13 protein-coding genes are annotated in these 14,639 nt (G+C 61.0%); 10 read left to right on the top strand and 3 right to left on the bottom strand.

Annotation, left to right across the window (positions count from 1 at the left end; all coding sequences use genetic code 11):
* Nucleotides 1–44: 44 nt before the first annotated feature.
* The 3 genes from ACIGKL_RS01605 to ACIGKL_RS01595 all read right to left on the bottom strand — a co-directional run bounded on the left by ACIGKL_RS01605 (nucleotide 45) and on the right by ACIGKL_RS01595 (nucleotide 3,425).
* On the bottom strand, nucleotides 45–1,322 hold the full coding sequence (locus ACIGKL_RS01605) for a TRAP transporter large permease (RefSeq protein WP_036992045.1): 1,278 nt from the start codon (nucleotides 1,320–1,322) through the stop codon (nucleotides 45–47).
* 17 nt (nucleotides 1,323–1,339) lie between these two features.
* Nucleotides 1,340–1,876 (bottom strand): TRAP transporter small permease, encoded by a 537-nt coding sequence (locus ACIGKL_RS01600; protein ID WP_397486230.1) that lies wholly within the window; start codon nucleotides 1,874–1,876, stop codon nucleotides 1,340–1,342.
* Between the two features lie 148 nt (nucleotides 1,877–2,024).
* Nucleotides 2,025–3,425: a PLP-dependent aminotransferase family protein gene (locus ACIGKL_RS01595; protein WP_397484986.1), complete on the bottom strand. Its 1,401-nt coding sequence runs from the start codon at nucleotides 3,423–3,425 to the stop codon at nucleotides 2,025–2,027.
* Nucleotides 3,426–3,602: 177 nt separating this feature from the next.
* On the opposite strand from ACIGKL_RS01595, the gene doeA reads away from it, so the two are divergent.
* The 10 genes from doeA to ACIGKL_RS01545 all read left to right on the top strand — a co-directional run bounded on the left by doeA (nucleotide 3,603) and on the right by ACIGKL_RS01545 (nucleotide 14,593).
* Nucleotides 3,603–4,790 (top strand): ectoine hydrolase DoeA, encoded by a 1,188-nt coding sequence (gene doeA / locus ACIGKL_RS01590; protein WP_397484985.1) that lies wholly within the window; start codon nucleotides 3,603–3,605, stop codon nucleotides 4,788–4,790.
* 16 nt (nucleotides 4,791–4,806) lie between these two features.
* Nucleotides 4,807–5,865: a N(2)-acetyl-L-2,4-diaminobutanoate deacetylase DoeB gene (doeB, locus tag ACIGKL_RS01585; protein WP_397484984.1), complete on the top strand. Its 1,059-nt coding sequence runs from the start codon at nucleotides 4,807–4,809 to the stop codon at nucleotides 5,863–5,865.
* A 56-nt stretch (nucleotides 5,866–5,921) separates the two neighbouring features.
* Nucleotides 5,922–6,956, top strand: coding sequence for a TRAP transporter substrate-binding protein DctP (gene dctP / locus ACIGKL_RS01580; protein WP_397484983.1), 1,035 nt, complete (start codon nucleotides 5,922–5,924; stop codon nucleotides 6,954–6,956).
* 196 nt (nucleotides 6,957–7,152) lie between these two features.
* Nucleotides 7,153–7,629, top strand: coding sequence for an Lrp/AsnC family transcriptional regulator (locus ACIGKL_RS01575; RefSeq protein ID WP_397484982.1), 477 nt, complete (start codon nucleotides 7,153–7,155; stop codon nucleotides 7,627–7,629).
* 231 nt (nucleotides 7,630–7,860) lie between these two features.
* On the top strand, nucleotides 7,861–9,333 hold the full coding sequence (locus ACIGKL_RS01570) for an NAD-dependent succinate-semialdehyde dehydrogenase (RefSeq protein ID WP_397484981.1): 1,473 nt from the start codon (nucleotides 7,861–7,863) through the stop codon (nucleotides 9,331–9,333).
* 142 nt (nucleotides 9,334–9,475) lie between these two features.
* Nucleotides 9,476–10,882, top strand: a complete 1,407-nt coding sequence (locus tag ACIGKL_RS01565; protein ID WP_003449903.1) for an aspartate aminotransferase family protein — start codon at nucleotides 9,476–9,478, stop codon at nucleotides 10,880–10,882.
* A gap of 76 nt (nucleotides 10,883–10,958) precedes the next feature.
* Nucleotides 10,959–11,954, top strand: coding sequence for a hydroxyectoine utilization dehydratase EutB (gene eutB / locus ACIGKL_RS01560; protein ID WP_397484980.1), 996 nt, complete (start codon nucleotides 10,959–10,961; stop codon nucleotides 11,952–11,954).
* On the top strand, nucleotides 11,941–12,885 hold the full coding sequence (locus ACIGKL_RS01555; RefSeq protein ID WP_397484979.1) for a cyclodeaminase: 945 nt from the start codon (nucleotides 11,941–11,943) through the stop codon (nucleotides 12,883–12,885). The genes eutB and ACIGKL_RS01555 overlap by 14 nt, the downstream gene beginning before the upstream one ends.
* Before the next feature lies 1 nt (nucleotide 12,886).
* A complete protein-coding gene (locus tag ACIGKL_RS01550) occupies nucleotides 12,887–13,675 on the top strand; it encodes an aspartate/glutamate racemase family protein (RefSeq protein ID WP_397484978.1) in 789 nt (262 codons plus the stop codon).
* A 48-nt stretch (nucleotides 13,676–13,723) separates the two neighbouring features.
* Nucleotides 13,724–14,593, top strand: a complete 870-nt coding sequence (locus ACIGKL_RS01545; protein WP_397484977.1) for a DMT family transporter — start codon at nucleotides 13,724–13,726, stop codon at nucleotides 14,591–14,593.
* The last annotated feature ends 46 nt before the right edge of the window (nucleotides 14,594–14,639 follow it).

Below are 14,639 nucleotides of genomic sequence, written 5' to 3'. Positions count from 1 at the left end.
CTAGCAACTATGTTTCTGACAGAAGCGTAAGATTTTCCAGGGTTCTAACGAAAGGCCAGATCGCGCAGGAACAAGGTGATTGGAGGGAACATGATGAGTAGTACCGACATCAGCAGCAAGATGAGGAAGAACGGCAAGCTGCCACGGATTACGTCGAAGTAGGGTCGTCGAAATATCGCTATAGCGGTGAAGATGTCGCAGCCGAAAGGCGGTGTGGCCGAGCCGATGGCCGCCTGCAAGGTGATGATGGTGCCAACCAGCACCGGATCAAGGCCGGACATGCGCACCGCCGGGGCGAAGATCGGCACGAGGATCAGCATTACCACAATCGGGTCGACAAACATGCAACCGATAAAGAAGGCGATCGAAATGATGATCAGCAGTTCGGTCGGCGAAGCCTGCATCAAACCAATACCGCTGAGGATCTGCTGGGGGATCTGAGCGAAGGATATTACCCAAGAGAAGGCCGAGCCGGCGGCCACCAGGATAAACACCACGGCGGTGATCAGCCCGGTGGACATTGCAATGCTCGACAGGTCACTGAGCTTGACCCGGCGAAAAATCAACACTTCCAGAATCAGCGCATAGAGCACTGACACCGCAGCTGCCTCGGTAGGGCTGAAGACCCCGGTGTAGATGCCACCGATGGTCATCACTGGTAGCAGCAGTGGCAGGAAGGCACGACGGCATGTGCGCAGCCGCTCATGCCAGCTAAATTTCTCGCTGCGGGGAATGCCTGCCAGCCGCGCGTAGAAGTAGCAGTAACCAGCCAGCAGCACCATCAGCAGTAAGCCAGGGCCAATACCAGCGATGAACAGTTCGGCCACCGATGTGCCCGAGACCACGCCGTAGATGATCATGCCGATGCTCGGCGGAATCAGCAGGGCGATATCCGAGGCGTTGATGATCAGTGCCATGGCGAAGCTGTCCTTGTACCCCTGTTGCAGCATCTTCGGCCGCATGATGCTGCCCACCCCGACCACGGTCGCCTGGGTCGAGCCGGACAAGGCACCGAACATCGCGCAGCTCAGAGCGGTGGTGACTGCCATGCCGCCCCGCACGTGGCCGACGAAAGCCATGGCGACATCCAGCAGTCTATTGGCCGTGGCCCCGCGAGTAATGATGTCGGCGGCAAGGATGAACATCGGTACTGCCACCAGGGCTGACGGACGGATGCCGGCGATCATCTGCTGGATTAGGAACTCCGGCCCCATGTTGAAGAAAAACAGGAAGCCGGCCGCTGCGGCCGCCAACAGGGTTGTCATCATTGGGAAGCCCGCCAGCAGCAGGACCAGCATGATCAGCAGAAGAGCAGTAGTCATATCCATGCTGTGCGTACTCAGGCTTGCGGGGGGAGGGGGACGTCGACATGCCGCGGCGGTGCTTCGCGGCAGCCGAGCAGTACCAGCAACTGAATGAAGGCGTGGCGCAGGAACTGCAGGCCACTCATACCCAAGCCCAGTGGAATGACCAGGTAGATGTAATGCAGCGGCAACTGTAACGCCGATGAGGCGCGGCCAACGCGCGCGGCTGATTGCACGTAACCAATGGATGCCCAGGTCAGCCACATCAGCAGGGCGGCGGTAAGCAGATTGATCAGCAGGAGGCTGGCGGCGGCTGGCTTGCCAGTCAACTGCTCGACGAAGGCGCTCATGCTGATGTGGCGGTTGTGCCGCGCGGCATAGCTGCAACCGATGAAGGTGACGAAGATGATCAGGAACTGATTGAGTTCCTCGGAGAAGTACAGGCTCTGGTTGAACAAATAACGGCCAAATACATTGCCGACCGAGTTTAGCGCCATCAGCAGGATCGCGCTGGCGAGGATAAACGCCTCGAGCTTTTCCAGCAGCCAGTCCAGTTTATGTAGCCAAGCCATTGCCACCTCCAGCCTGCCGCCACGGCGACAGGCATTTTTTTTGTTGTGGAGGCCAGACAGTACATCTGTGAAAAAATCATGTCAATTCAATATTTGAATCAGTACATATGTGCTATTTCATGGTGCATGAACTGCTTTGTGCGTCATTTCAGAACACGAAGTGCATGGGAGGAGGTATCTCCTCCATCAGCCCATTCAGCGTGGCCAGTCCAGCCTGAACGCGCGAGCGACTCTGTTCGGCGCCCAGGCTGATGCGTACGAACGGGTTGCTGCGATCGGCGGTGGCTAGGAACGGCTCCGCCGGAAAGATCATCACGCCTTCTTGGCGTGCCCGGCGGACGAATTTTTCCGGTTGCCAGTGCGCCGGCAGTTCGGCCCATATATGCATGCCGTTGGGATGGGCCTTGTAGCGGCAGGCGGTGAGCAGTTCGCAGGCCATCTGCTGGCGTGCCGCAAACTCCTGCTGCTGAAAGGTGATCATGCGGTCGAGGGTGCCGTCCTGCATCCACCAGCTGGCGATCTCGAAGGGCATCAGGGTGGCCATCCAGGTAGTACTGCGAAGTCGGCCTATGGCTTGCTGCACTAGGTGTGGCGGGGTGATCAGGTAGCCGGCGCGCATGCCAGGCAAGGTCACCTTGGTCAGGCTGGTGGCGTAGAAGCTGCGCTCCGGAATAAGCGCCGACAGTGGTGGGCTGCGGTCCGTTTGCAGCGCGCCGTAAACGTCGTCCTCCACCACCGTCAAGTCGTAGCGCCGGGCCAGCTCGGCGATCGCCTGACGTCGTTCCAGGCTCATGGTGTTGTTGTTGGGGTTGTTCATGGTCGGGGTGCAGAACAGCACCCGCGCGCTCCCCTGTCGGCAGGCGGTCTCCAGCGCTTCGGGCAGAATACCTTGGTCGTCTGTGGCCAGGCCTTTGAGATTGAAGTGCAGGGTTTGCGCCAAGGCCAGTAGCAGCATGCCCGTCTCGTGTTCGCAGAGTACCGTGTCACCTGGCTTGAGTATCGTCGTCATGGCAATAGTCAGGGCGTGCGCGGTGCCATTGCAGAACAACATGTGATCGGGGTTGGCCGGCATTCTCTGCTGGGCCAGCCAGGCGCAGACCACGTCACGGTGCAGGGTCAGGCCTTGGGTCGGGTGGAAGGACGTTATGAAATCATCGCGGCCCTCGCGGGACAGACGTTCGAGGCCCTCGCGGTAGAGCTTGACATGGCGGGCCGTGCACACTGGATGGGCGGTGGACAGGTCGATGCCCCGGCTGGGGTCATCGTGTTCGTCGGTGGACAGGTAGTCCGATTCGTGGCTGACGTGGCGGCTGCGTACGAAGGTGCCGCTGCCCACCTGGGCGTAGACGACGCCCTGCTTTTCGGCATGTGCGTAGGCGTTGCTCACTGTCTGCACGCTAACCCCCAGGACCTCGGCCAGCTCTCGGTGGGTCGGCAGCTTGCTGCCAGGCTGCAATGCGCCGGCATTGATTGCTTCACTGAGGGCGTTGCCGATGGCCAGGTATTTGGGCTGGCCAGAGCGGATGAAGGGCTTCAGGTCTATTGTCATAGTTCAATAAAGTCCTTGACGAAAAGTGTACTGATAATAAATATGTAGTCCATGCGGATTGACCTGCATTTGATGCGGTCACTCTAGCAGGTTTCAGTACATTGCATAACCGCCCGGCTGGTGCGGGCGGTTGGATAGAGACCTGAACGCCGTCGCGTTCATTTTCGAGATGCTGTCATGAGTGAAATCGCTTTGAATTTCAGCCGTGAAGAGTATGCCCAGCGTTTGACCAAGGTGCGTGCCGCCATGGCTGAGCGGGGGGTCACGACGCTGATCGTGCATGATCCATCCAACATGGCCTGGCTTACCGGTTATGACGGCTGGTCTTTCTATACTCCGCAATGCGTGGTGATTGGCCAGCACGGCAACCCGTTATGGTACGGCCGTGGCATCGATGCCAATGGCGCGCGTCGCACCGTCTACATGTCGGAGGAGGATATCGCCTCCTACAGCGACCGCTACGTGATGAACCCACCGCATCACGCCCTCGACTACCTGTGCCAGGAAATACTGTCGGCACGAGGCTGGACCAGCGGCACGATCGGCGTGGAGATGGACAACTACTACTACAGCGCCACTTCGCACCAGGCGCTGCAACGTGGTCTGCCGCAGGCACAGTTGGTCGATGCCACTGGCTTGGTCAACTGGTGTCGAGCGGTCAAGTCGCCGCTGGAAATCGAGTACATGCGTGTGGCCGCGCGCATCGTCGAGAACATGCATCGGGCGATCATCGAAATGGTCGAACCGGGTCTGCCGAAGAACGTGCTGGTAGGTGAAATCTATCGGGTTGCCTGTGTCGGTCACGAGGGTAAGTTCGGCGACTACCCAGCTATCGTGCCCATGTTGCCTTCGGGCAAGGACGCTTCGGCGCCGCACCTGACCTGGGACGATCGCCCGTTCAAGAAGGGGGAAGGTACCTTCTTCGAGATTGCCGGCTGCCACAAACGCTACCACTGCCCGCTGTCGCGCACTCTTTACTTGGGCGAACCGTCAGCCGCTTTTCGCAAGGCCGAGGAGGCGATCAACGCTGGCTTGGAGGCGGGTCTGGCGGTCGCCAAACCGGGCAATACCTGCGGTGACATCGCCAGGGAGCTGAACAGCACCCTGCGTCGTTACGGTTACGATCGCGGAGATAACCGTTGCGGATATCCAATCGGTCTGAGTTATCCGCCGGACTGGGGCGAGCGCACCATGAGCCTGCGTGAGAGCGATACCACGGTGCTGCAACCTGGCATGACCTTCCACTTTATGCCGGGCCTGTGGCTGGATGATTGGGGCCTGGAGACCACCGAGAGCATCCTGATTACCGAGAGCGGGATGGAAACCCTTTGCGACTTCCCGCGACAGTTATTCGTGAAGGCCTGAGATGAGTAGCGCAACCATGAATATTTCATCCGAAGCGGAGCTGCAGGCAAACACGCGATCGAGCGTTGCCGAGGTTCGTGCCACCACCCTCAGTGCCACGGTCGATTTCGAGCGAGACGGTGTGCAGCACGGCTTCCTCAAGCTGCCGTACTCCCATGACCAGTCGGCCTGGGGCTGCATCATGATCCCTATCAGCGTGGTGAAGAACGGCGTGGGTCCTACCGCGCTGCTCACCGGTGGCAACCACGGCGACGAATACGAGGGCATCACCGCGTTGCTCAAGCTGGCTGGAGAGCTGCGGGCAGAGGACGTCCAGGGGCGGGTGATCATCGTCCCGGCGATGAACTACCCGGCCGTGCAGAACGGCAGCCGTACCTCGCCGATCGACAAAGGCAACATGAACCGCTCTTTCCCCGGCAACCCTACAGGGAGCATGACCGAGCGTATCGCCGATTACTTTCAGCGGCACCTGATTCCGTTGTGTGACTATGCCTTGGATATACATTCCGGTGGCAAGACCCTGGACATCCTGCCGTTCGCCGCGGCCCACCGACTACCGGACGCACAGCAGGAGGCCAAGTGCATCGAAGGTGCACGCCTGTTCGGTACTGCCGCCAGCATGATTCTCTTCGAGCTGGATGCAGCTTCGTTGTACGACACGGCGGTGGAGTCCCAGGGCAAGGTGTTCGTCACCACCGAACTGCGTGGCGGCGGCACCAGTACCCCCGAAACCATGGCCCTGGCCGATCGTGGTGTGCGCAACTTCCTAAAGTTTGCCGGGATTCTCGCTGGCGAATTGGAGCTTGCCGACGAGCCGCGGCTGCAACTGGATATGCCCGATGCCAGTTGCTACGTGCAGAGCACCCATCGCGGCATTCTCGAACTCACCCGTAGCCTGGGCGATCGCCTCAAGCGAGGCGACCTCGTTGCGCGGGTACATGCGTTCGAGCGCACCGGCACGCCGGCCGTGGAATATCGTGCAGAACGGGATGGGCTCCTGGTTGCCCGACGTTTTCCCGCACTGGTGGACATCGGCGACACCCTGGCAGTAATCGCCGACATCGTCGAAAGCTAGAGGCCGGCAGGTCCGGTCGCAACCAAATGACAATAACAGCAAGCGGAGACCTCACCATGAGCACCCTAAGCACACTGAAGAAAATGGTCCTGACCGCAGCGATGGGGCTGACCCTGATTGGCCAGGCGAGCCTGGCGGCTGCAGAGGAATGGAAATTTGCCCTTGAGGAAATCAGCGGCAGCGTGCAGGACGCCTACGCCCAGAAGTTCAAGCAACTGATCGAGGATAAGAGCGGTGGCAAGATCAGCGTTACTGTCTATCCATACGGTGCGCTGGGCGAGTCGGAAGATCTCACGGAGCTTGTGGCTAACGGTGTCCTGCAGTTCACCCATGGCTCGACCGGCATTCTTGGCTCCACCGCTCCAGGCATGCAGGTGTTCTCGGTGCCCTACCTGTTATCCCAGGACAATGCGGTGAACCTCAAGCTGCTGACCGAGAGCCCAACAATCTACGGACCTGTTGCCGACAAGCTGAAGACCCGCAACCTACGTTTGCTGAGCATGTACCCGGAAGGCGATATGGTCTGGACCACCAACAAGGTGGTGCGCAAGCCGGCCGATTTCGCCAACGTGAAGATGCGGGTTATGGCCTCACCGATGCTGGTGGAAACCTATAAGTCGTTCGGTGCTGTCCCTACTCCGCTGCCTTATTCCGAGGTTTATGGTGCTCTGCAGCTGAAGATGATCGATGGCCAGGAGAACCCGGTTTTCGCCATCGAGGAAATGAAGTTCTATGAGGTCAACGATGTCATGACCTGGTCGGGACACCAACAGTTCACGGTTGCCGTCCTGTCCAGCGAGTCCTGGTACCAGGGGCTGCCTGCCGAGCAGCGTGCACTTATCGACGAGACTGTGGAGGAGTTGGCGCCTTACATCTTCGAGACCCAGGCCAAGTACAACGATGAGCGTCTGGAAAAGATCAAACAGGCCAAACCGGGTATCCAACTGGTGCGTCTGACCGAAGACGAGCAGGCGGCTTTCCGCAAAGCCAGTCAACCTATGCGCGAGAAGCTGGTGCAACTGGCCGGCCCCGAAGCCGGCTCTGTGCTCAAGGCCCTGGAGCAGGAAATCATGGAGCTGGAAAAGCAGTAACCCCTGTTGCCGGCGGGCCACTCCGCCGGTTTTTTTTGCAGTGTTGCTCTGTTCGGGGCGGGCCAACGTTCTGGGCAGGCATGCAGGATGGGTTAGGCGCAACGAGAGCCATGCTGCAGATCGATCCCAGCAACACTTATGCCGAGCAACCTCGCCCCCGTGGCGGGGTGCGGCCTTTTTCGCCGTGGAGCCGTTTATGCGTCTGGACAGCTATGACCTGAAGATTCTGCGCATCCTGCAGTGCAATGGGCGGATCACCAAGTCCAGCTTGGCCGAAGCCATCAACCTATCTATCAGCCCCTGCTGGGAGCGGGTCAAACGTCTCGAGGAGGCCGGAATCATTCGCGGCTATGGTGCCCAGCTGAATACCGAGATTCTGCTCAAACGTGCCTCGGTGATGGTCGAGATCAGCCTTAAACAGCACAACCGTGAAGCCTTCCAGCGTTTTGAAAATGCCATGCAGGAATGTCCTGAAGTCACCGAGTGCTACGCCACTGGTGGTGGCATCGACTATATTGTCAAGGTCATGGCGCGCGACATCGACCAGTACCAGCGCCTTATCGACCGCTGGCTGATGACCGATTTGGGCATCGAGCGTTACTTCACTTACATCGTGACCAAGACCATCAAACACAGTGAACCTCCGCTGATGCTAGACGGTGAAGAAGCCTAGCCGGCATTTCTGTAAGCCACCCTGTCCCCCCTTGATGCTGCCGTTTTGTCCCTGGCCCGTGGTGCAGAAAAAAACATCAGCACGCCACCGGCAAAGAAAAAAAACAGCCCACTCGCCCCCTTTGAAGAGAAAAAATCGCTGACTGGCAAACCCTAAAGTGGAAGCCGTAAACACGCACCACGCCTTGCGCCGCGAACCCGCTGCGCAAAGCAAGTAGAGGGGATACCGTCCATGCACATGCTTAAAGATCCACGCCTGGTTCGCCAGTTGGCCTACGTCAACGGTAAATGGGTTGCCGGTCACGAGGGGCGCGATGAAGCGGTCATCGATCCAGCCAGCGAAGAAACAATCGGGCGCTGCACCCAGCTGGACGCGAACCAGGTAGAGCACGCCATCGATTCGGCGCAAGCCGCCTTGCCGGCCTGGCGTGCGCTGTCGGTGGACGCACGTGGCGTGATACTCGGTAAATGGCACGATCTGCTGTTGGAGAACAAAGAAGACCTGGCCAGGCTGATGACCCTCGAGCAGGGCAAGCCGCTGGATGAGGCCCGTGGCGAGATCGACTACGCCGCGTCCTTCATTCGCTGGTTCGCCGAGGAGGCGCGGCGCGCTTACGGCGAGACCATCCCCAGCCACATTCGCGACGCCCAACTGGGCAGCGTACGCGAGCCGATCGGCGTTGCCGCGCTGATCACGCCGTGGAACTTTCCCTGCGCGATGATTACTCGCAAGGCCGCCGCGGCCCTTGCTGTGGGCTGCACTGTGCTGGTCAAGCCGGCTGGCGAGACGCCGTTCTCCGCTTTGGCCCTGGCCGAGCTCGCGGAACGTGCCGGCTTCCCCGCCGGAGTTTTCAACGTCATTACTGGCGAGCCGGAGATGGTTTCCCAGGTGCTCTGTGCCAGCGACAAGGTCAAGGCACTGTCGTTTACCGGCTCGACCCGGGTCGGCCGCCTGTTGCTGCAGCAGGCTGCAGCCACGGTGAAGAAGTGCTCGATGGAGCTGGGCGGCAACGCGCCCTTCATCGTCCTTCCAGACATGGACGTGGAGCAGGCTGCTCAGGCGGCGATCGACGCCAAGTTCCAGACCACTGGCCAGGACTGCCTGGCGGCCAATCGCATCTTTGTTCATCGCTCACTGTATGAACCGTTTCTGGCGGCCTTTGCCCGGCGCATGGGCGAGCTGACAGTGGGCAACGGTCTGGTCCGCGGGGTCAATCAGGGGCCGCTGATCAACGCCAAGGCGGTGGCCAAGGCCCAGGAACTGGTAGACGACGCAGTGACCAAGGGCGCGCGCCTGCTAGTCGGCGACCAGGGTCAGGCGCCGGGGCGCAACTTTTTCATGCCGACCCTGCTGGCCGATGTGACCGCGGATATGCGTGTGTATCGGGAAGAAAACTTCGCCCCTGTGGCCGGCGTGCTGGCCTGGGACGACCTGGAGCAACTGATCGCCCAGGCCAACGACACCGAATACGGTCTGGCTGCTTATGTCTACGGTCACGACATGCGACCGGTCTGGCGGCTGTTGCGCGGCCTCGAGTTCGGCATGGTCAGCGTCAACTCGGTGAAGATGACCGGCCCGCCCGTGCCATTCGGTGGCGTCAAGCAGTCCGGCCTCGGCCGTGAGGGCTCACGCCATGGCCTCGATGAGTACAGCCAGATCAAGTACTACTGCCTGGGTGGTCTGCCCAGTGCAAGCGGCAGTTGAGATCTGCGGCGGGCGTCATGCGCGATGCACCACCTGGCCAGCGCTCGCTACGTTTCCAATAACTGAAACCTACTGAATACGCGGTCTTCGCCGGAAAACCGCAACGGCACCAACCACAAACGAATTCCATGAGGGCACTGCCATGACCATCGACACCCAGAAGATCATCGAGATCGACCGCCAGAACGTGTTTCACGCCTCCACCCATCTCAAGCAACATGCCCATGGCGAGAGCCCGGCGCGGATCATCACCGGCGCCCAGGGCATCCGTATCCAGGATTCGTTGGGCAACCAGTTCATCGACGGCTTCGCTGGCCTGTACTGCGTGAACATCGGCTATGGCCGCAACGAGATGGCCGAGGCGATCTATGAGCAGGCCAAGCAACTGGCCTACTACCACACCTACGTCGGCCACACCACCGAGGGCATGGCAACCCTGTCCGAGCGCATCGTCACGCTCGCCGGCCAGGGCATGAGCAAGGTCTACTACGGCATGTCCGGTTCGGACGCCAACGAAACCCAGCTCAAGCTGGTCTGGTACTACAACAACATCCTCGGCCGTAAGGAGAAGAAGAAGGTCATCTCCCGCGACCGTGGCTATCACGGTTCGAGTATCGCCTCCGGTTCCATGACCGGCCTGCCGGTGTTCCACGCTCACTTCGACCTGCCGCTCGAGCGCATCAAGCACACCGTGGCGCCGGTCTACTATCGTCGTCCCGACGACGCCATGAGCGAACTGGAATTTTCCCGCTACTGTGCGCAGAAACTCGAGGAGATGATCCTCGCCGAAGGCCCGGATACGGTCGCGGCGATGATCGGCGAACCGGTGCTCGGTACCGGCGGCATCGTGCCGCCTCCGCAGGGTTACTGGGCGGAGATCCGCAAGGTGCTGGACAAGTACGACATCCTGCTGATCGCCGACGAGGTGGTCTGTGGCTTTGGCCGCCTGGGTGTCGACTTCGGTTCGCAGTACTACGAGATGAAGCCGGACCTGATCACCGTGGCCAAGGGGCTGACCTCGGCCTACCAGCCGCTGTCCGGGGTGATAGTCGGTGAGCGCGTCTGGCAAGTACTGGAGCAGGGCACCGATACCTACGGTGCCATCGGCCACGGCTACACCTATTCCGGGCACCCCATGGGCATTGCGGCGGCCATCGCCAACCTGGATATCATCGAGCGCGAGAACCTCACTGGCAATGCCCGGGATACCGGTGCCTACCTGCAGCAGCGCATGCAGCAGACTTTCGCCGAGCACCCGCTGGTCGGCGAGGTTCGTGGCATCGGCTTGCTCGCCGCTCTGGAGTTCTCCAGCGACCGTAGCAAGCGCCAACACTTCGACCCCAACCTCAAGGTCGGTCCGATGGTTTCCGCAGCCTGCCTGGAAGAGGGACTGATCGCTCGTGCCATGCCGCACGGTGACATCCTCGGCTTCGCCCCGCCGCTGGTGGTCACCCGTGGCGAGGTGGACGACATCGTTGCCCGTGCCGAGCGTGCGGTGAACAAGGTCACCGACAAGCTGATCAGTAGCGGCGCCTGGCAGGCCAAATAAGGCAACCAGGTAACGTGGCGGGGATTCATGGGAGTCTCCCGCCGCTTTGGTTTAAAGCGCTTCTCTGGGGATTGGCATGCAACAACAACTGAGCCTGCAGGATATCTACCGGGCCCGCCGGCGTATCGCCGGGCTGGCCCTGCGTACACCCTTGGTGCGCTCCGAAGCCTTGTCGCGGCGCTGGGACTGCGAAGTCTGGCTAAAGCTAGACTGCCTGCAGCCTACCGGCTCTTTCAAGCTGCGTGGCGCGCTCAATGCACTGCTCGGTCTTGAGCCCATACAGCGGGAACGTGGTGTGGTGACCATGTCCACCGGCAATTTCGGCCGCGCCCTTGCCTATGCTGGGCAGCACCTGGGCATCCCGGTCACGGTATGCATTTCGCACCTGGTGCCAAACAACAAGGTCGAGGCGCTGCGACAGAGCGGCGCCGAACTGGTAATCCATGGCGACTGCCAGGATGACGCCGATCGCGAGGCACGCCGCCTGCGTGATGAACAGGGGCTGGCCTATGTTCCGCCTTTCGACGATCCGCTGGTGATCGCAGGTCAGGGCACCTGTGGCCTGGAAATCATGGAAGAGCAGCCGGACATCGACCTGGTGTTCGCTGGTCTCTCAGGCGGCGGCCTTATCGCCGGCCTCGGCCTGGCGGTCAAGAGCGTCAACCCTGCCGCCGAGGTGGTTGGCGTGAGCATGCGCGAGGGGGCGGCGATGCTCGCCAGTCTCGCCGCCGGCCATCCGCTGCAAGTGCCGGAGGTGCACTCGCTGGCCGATAGCCTGGGAGGCGGTATTGGATTGGACAACGCCTGGACCTTGGCCATGACCCAGCGCTACATGGATCGCGGTTACAAGGTCGACGAGGCACAGATTGCCCGCGCCATGCTGCATTTCCTACATGAAGAAAAGATGCTGGTGGAGGGGGCAGCTGCCGTTGGCGTCGCTGCCGTCGAACAGCATCGTCTGGAGCTGTCGGGGCGGCGTGTGGCCTTTGTGGTCAGCGGCCAGAACCTGTCGAATGAAACCTTTGCCGAGGCCTGCCGCCTGGCTGGAGAGCGTCCCGATGCATATCTATAAGCGCAAGCAGATCGCAGAGCGGGTCAAGCTCGATGCGACTGCCCTGGAGGCGGTCGAGGCCGGCTTCGCTGCCCTTGGTCGTGGCGAGGTGGAGATGCCGCCGATCCTCAGCATGAACATCGCCGAGAGCAACGGTGAGGTCGATGTGAAGACCGCACATATCCGTGGCTGGCCGCGTTTCGCCATCAAGATCAGCCCTGGATTCTTCGATAACCCCAAGCTGGGTTTGCCCAGCCTCAATGGCCTGATGCTGCTGTTCTCGGCCAGGACCGGGCTGGTCGAGGCGGTGTTGTTCGACGAGGGCTACCTGACCGACATCCGCACCGCCTTGGCCGGCGCCATCGCCGCCAAGCACCTGGCCCGCGCCGATGCGCACAGCGTCGCGGTGATTGGCGCCGGTCTGCAGGCCGAACTGCAGGTCGCGGCCCTGCGCTTGGTTCGGGATATCCACGAGGTACATGTATACGCCCGCGACCACACCAAGGCCGAGGCCTATGCCACTCATATGCGTGCCCATCACGGCTTGCCGGTGACCGTGCACACCAGTGCCGCCAGCGCCTGCGCCGAGGCTGACATCGTGGTCACCACTACCCCGGCACGCGAACCGGTGCTGCGCTGGAGCGACCTGCCAAGGGGTATCCACGTCACCGCTATGGGTTCGGACAACCCGCACAAGAACGAGCTGGAGCCCACCATCCTGGCCAGTGCCGACCTAGTGGTGGTCGACCGCCTCAGCCAGTCGCAGGCCCTTGGCGAGCTGCATCATGCCCCGGCACTGCAGCGTGAGGTGTTCGAGCTAGGCAGCCTGATTGCCGCGGGCCGCTCCCTGCGCAGCAGTGCCGAACAGATCAGTGTGTGCGACCTGACGGGCACGGGTGTGCAGGATACCGCCATCGCCAACTATGCTGCGCGTCTACTCGAGGGAGTCTGAAATGAGCCTCTCTTTCGCTGACTTCCAGAGTCTGCAACGGATCTTCCCCTTCCAGCGCACAACGGATGACGGACATGTGCGCATCGGCCTGGTGCAGCTGGCCAGCGACTTCACCCTGGAGAACGAGTGGCGTCAACTGCTCGGCGAGCGGGTCGAGTTGTACAGTACGCGCACACCCTGCAGCCCTACCGTGACCACTGAAGGTCTGCGCGGTTTGGCGCAGAATCTTGCCCAGTCCAGCTCCCTGTTGGTTCCAGGGCTGGCGCTTGATGTGCTGGCGTTCGGCTGTACCTCCGGCAGTATGCTGATCGGCGAGCAGCAGGTGACTCGCCTGCTCAGTCAGGCTCATCCCGGGGTTCCAGTTAGCAATCCCTGGAGCGCGGTCAAAGCCGCCTTACGCGGCCTCGATGCGCGGCGCATTGCTGTGCTGACACCCTATATCGGTGAAGTGAACTACCCACTTCACCAGGGCTTGCAGCAGGCTGGTCACGAGGTGGTGGCCTTCGGCACCTTCGCCGTGCTGGATGACGCCGAGATTCCGCGAATCCCGGCTGCTGCAATCGAGGCGGCGGCACTGGAGCTGCTCGCCGGTCAACGAGTCGATGCGCTGTTTCTCGCCTGTACCAACCTACGTACCTTGGGCCTGCTTGATGCACTGGAAAAGCGTCTCGGTTTGCCGGTGATCTCAAGTAACCAGGCGCTGTTCTGGCACACCCTGCAACTGGCAGGCTGCGTACACCGACCGCAGGGCTTTGGCAGCTTGCTGGTAGACAGCTGGGGGCCGCGCTGAGAGGGGAGTGTGCAGCCGCTCATTCGATGGCCTTGAAGGAATACCGGGATGCGTGACAGACAGAAGGGTTTGCTGCTCACTACCCTGGGCATGTTGGTGATCTCTCCAGATGCCCTGGTGCTGCGCTGGTTGGCCGGTGATGCCATGCAGATCCTGGCCTGGCGCGGCCTGCTGATGGCGCTCGGGCTCGGCTTGCTGTTGACCTGGCGCTATCGTACTGAGCTGCCCAGGGCATTTCACCGGTGTGGCTGGACCGGCCTTGGCTGTGCGCTTTGTTACTGCTTCAGTACCCTGTGTTTTGTGCATGCTATGGGATTGGCCGGGGCGGCCAGTACGTTGCTGATCTTCAGTCTGTCGCCTCTGATTGCTGCCGCCTTGGCCTGGGTTTGGCTGGGCGAGCGCCTGGCCTTGCACACCCTGATGGCCATTATGGTGTGCCTGGGTGGCGTGCTGTTGATCGTCGTGGATGAGTCACCGGGCAGCAGCCTGAGCGGAAATCTTCTGGCCCTGGTGGCAGCCACTTTGCTGGCTGGTAATTTCACTCTGGCACGCAGCCAGCCGGCGGTGGACATGAGCCCTGCATTGATCCCCGGAGCGCTGCTGGTGTCGCTACTAGGTTTCGTCTTTGGTGGTACTCCGGACTTTGCCGTGCAGCAGTGGTTGGTGCTGGCAGTGATGGCCGGCGTGCTGCTGCCGCTGGCGTTTATGCTGATACAGCTGGGGCCGCGTTGGATCAGTGCCACTGAAGTGGGCCTGTTACTGCTTCTGGAAGTAGTACTGGGACCCTTGTGGGTCTGGTGGCTGCTCGACGAGGCTCCAAGCGGTCAGGTTTTGCTGGGCGGCACCATCATTCTTCTGGCCTTGTGCGGCCACAGTCTGCTGGGCTGGTGGAGTGGCTCTCGGCCTTTGGCCGCCTGAATATTCAGATCAGGATTGAGTATGTCGCCCGGGACATCCGTTCCAG

The sequence above is a fragment of the Pseudomonas sp. NPDC077186 genome (assembly GCF_044543505.1).
Lineage (GTDB): Bacteria > Pseudomonadota > Gammaproteobacteria > Pseudomonadales > Pseudomonadaceae > Aquipseudomonas.
This window is presented reverse-complemented; position numbering and strand designations above follow the sequence as displayed.

Excerpts from the sequence above, each read along its gene's own strand:
- dctP (WP_397484983.1), top strand. The coding sequence starts at position 5,922 with ATGAGCACCCTAAGCACACTGAAGAAAATGGTCCTGACCGCAGCGATG.
- doeB (WP_397484984.1), top strand. The coding sequence starts at position 4,807 with ATGAATATTTCATCCGAAGCGGAGCTGCAGGCAAACACGCGATCGAGC.
- ACIGKL_RS01600 (WP_397486230.1), bottom strand. The coding sequence starts at position 1,876 with ATGGCTTGGCTACATAAACTGGACTGGCTGCTGGAAAAGCTCGAGGCG.
- eutB (WP_397484980.1), top strand. The coding sequence starts at position 10,959 with ATGCAACAACAACTGAGCCTGCAGGATATCTACCGGGCCCGCCGGCGT.
- ACIGKL_RS01595 (WP_397484986.1), bottom strand. The coding sequence starts at position 3,425 with ATGACAATAGACCTGAAGCCCTTCATCCGCTCTGGCCAGCCCAAATAC.
- ACIGKL_RS01555 (WP_397484979.1), top strand. The coding sequence starts at position 11,941 with ATGCATATCTATAAGCGCAAGCAGATCGCAGAGCGGGTCAAGCTCGAT.
- ACIGKL_RS01565 (WP_003449903.1), top strand. The coding sequence starts at position 9,476 with ATGACCATCGACACCCAGAAGATCATCGAGATCGACCGCCAGAACGTG.
- ACIGKL_RS01545 (WP_397484977.1), top strand. The coding sequence starts at position 13,724 with ATGCGTGACAGACAGAAGGGTTTGCTGCTCACTACCCTGGGCATGTTG.
- ACIGKL_RS01570 (WP_397484981.1), top strand. The coding sequence starts at position 7,861 with ATGCACATGCTTAAAGATCCACGCCTGGTTCGCCAGTTGGCCTACGTC.
- doeA (WP_397484985.1), top strand. The coding sequence starts at position 3,603 with ATGAGTGAAATCGCTTTGAATTTCAGCCGTGAAGAGTATGCCCAGCGT.
- ACIGKL_RS01550 (WP_397484978.1), top strand. The coding sequence starts at position 12,887 with ATGAGCCTCTCTTTCGCTGACTTCCAGAGTCTGCAACGGATCTTCCCC.
- ACIGKL_RS01575 (WP_397484982.1), top strand. The coding sequence starts at position 7,153 with ATGCGTCTGGACAGCTATGACCTGAAGATTCTGCGCATCCTGCAGTGC.
- ACIGKL_RS01605 (WP_036992045.1), bottom strand. The coding sequence starts at position 1,322 with ATGACTACTGCTCTTCTGCTGATCATGCTGGTCCTGCTGCTGGCGGGC.